Genomic DNA, 1,277 nt, shown 5'->3' with positions numbered 1-1,277 from the left:
GCTGTTTGACCATCTGCGTATTCGTACTTGATTGTACGTGATACTTTCTTGTTGAGCTTAGCTGGGTCTGTAATCTTCTCTGTACCTTGACGAAGAGTAACGGTGAAGGTTTGATCCTTCTTATCGTCATTATCGAAGGTCTTAGGTCCTGCGAACTCATCGTTCACCACTTCGTAACCCTTGTCTGTCAATTCTTTCAGACGAGCTGCGTAGTTGGTTGTACCGATTGGCTCACCTGACTTACCGCTTTCGACAACCTTGGTCAATTCCTTATTACCGTCAGTTTGGTCTACGAAGCTGATAATTGCTTTTTGACCATCCTTCACGAAGTTGATTGGTGTATCCTTCGTTGGATCACTTGGAATTGGTGGTGGGTTGTAACCCTTGCTTGGATCGCTCGGATCTTTCGGTGTCAATGGTGTTGTGCCATCTGGACCTACTGGTGTAGTTCCTGGTACATGTGGAATCACTGGAAGATCAGTACCTGGTTTGCTTGGATCTGTTGGATCGTTTGGATATGGAAGGTTTGGTACTTTTGGAAGTCCGTCTGGTACATTTGGTACGTATGAACCAAGTTTGCTGTACTTAACTGTTTCTTCACTATCCTTATCATCAGGAGTCACTGTCTTCGCTGCTACATTGGCCTTGTCTGCCACGAATCCAGTTACAACTGGTGTAGCTTCTTGAGCCAATTCTTTCGTAGCTGGTGTCCATGCACTGAAGGTTTCCTTACCAGTTACACGGTTACGTTCACCTGTACGTGTGAAGGCTGCTTCTTGAGTCACAGGAGCTTTCAGAGCTGGACGACCGGCTGTCTCACCATCTGCGTATTCGTACTTGATAGTACGTGATACTTTCTTGTTGAGCTTAGCTGGGTCTGTAATCTTCTCTGTACCTTGACGAAGAGTAACGGTGAAGGTTTGATCCTTCTTATCGTCATTATCGAAGGTCTTAGGTCCTGCGAACTCATCTGTTACAACTTCGTAACCCTTGTCTGTCAATTCTTTCAGACGAGCTGCGTAGTTGGTTGTACCGATTGGCTCACCTGACTTACCGCTTTCGACAACCTTACCAACTTCCTTGTTGTTATCGTCTTGGTCTACGAAGGTAATAATCGCTTTTTGACCATCTTTAACGTAGTTGATTGGTGTATCCTTCGTTGGATCACTTGGAATTGGTGGTGGGTTGTAACCCTTGCTTGGATCGCTCGGATCTTTCGGTGTCAATGGTGTTGTGCCATCTGGGCCGACTGGTGTAGTTCCTGGTACATTTGGTAC

1 pseudogene is annotated in these 1,277 nt (G+C 45.8%); it reads right to left on the bottom strand.

Annotation, left to right across the window (positions count from 1 at the left end):
- Positions 1-1,277 (bottom strand): annotated as a pseudogene (locus tag O3644_RS10010) (mucus-binding protein); the annotation flags it as partial.

It is taken from the genome of Streptococcus sp. 27098_8_113 (assembly GCF_041432545.1).
Taxonomy (GTDB): Bacteria; Bacillota; Bacilli; order Lactobacillales; family Streptococcaceae; genus Streptococcus.
This window is presented reverse-complemented; position numbering and strand designations above follow the sequence as displayed.